This window comes from Yoonia sp. R2-816, assembly GCF_046762905.1.
Classification (GTDB): Bacteria; Pseudomonadota; Alphaproteobacteria; order Rhodobacterales; family Rhodobacteraceae; genus Yoonia.
Genome location: NZ_JBKQXN010000094.1, coordinates 1 through 643 on the forward strand (window position 1 = coordinate 1; position 643 = coordinate 643).

Annotated in this window: 1 protein-coding gene and 1 pseudogene; both read left to right on the top strand. The window is 58.9% G+C overall.

Annotated elements, in window-relative coordinates; all coding sequences use genetic code 11:
• Positions 1–136: 136 nt before the first annotated feature.
• A pseudogene (locus ACFWW2_RS01755) lies at positions 137–337 on the top strand (transposase domain-containing protein); the annotation flags it as partial.
• Positions 338–364: 27 nt separating this feature from the next.
• Positions 365–643 (top strand): helix-turn-helix domain-containing protein (locus ACFWW2_RS01760; protein ID WP_393925643.1); only part of this gene is annotated, 279 nt, incomplete at its 3' end.

A 643-nucleotide genomic window follows, 5' to 3' on the forward strand; every position in this document is an offset into this window, starting at 1 on the left:
GGGTCCCGTTCAATCCCCACATACATCCCATCACCACGCCGATAGGACCGATAGACTTTAACATCGACACCAAAATACGCGTGCCACCTGTAGTGCACGCGATAAACTGACCCGACATGGGCAGAATGAACAGGAACTGGCTATCGGGCGCAAGAATTACCTGTTTGTCGGATCACAGACCGGTGGTCGCGCCGCCGCGATCGCCTACACTTTGATCGAAACCGCCAAACTGAACGGTATCGACCCGCAGGCTTGGCTTGCCGACACACTCGCCCGCATTCCAGACTACAAGATCAACCGCGTCGATGATCTCCTGCCATGGAAAACCGCACTATAGGGGCGGTCAGACCGGACGCTTACGCAGATCCTGGCCGAGGAGCTGGGCAATGTCTCGAAGGCTTGCCAAGTCATGGGCATGTCACGCGACACGTTCTACCGCTACAAATCGGCGGTCGAGGACGGTGGGGTGGCGGCGCTGTTCGAGCGCACGCGGCGCAAGCCTAATCTTGCGAACCGGGTGGATCAGGCAACCGAGGACGCGGTGATCAAATCCGCCACTGATTTCCCGGCTTATGGCCAGGCCCGCACTTCGAACGAGTTGCGTAAGCTGGGTGTCTTCGTCTCGCCATCAGGCGTCCGGTCG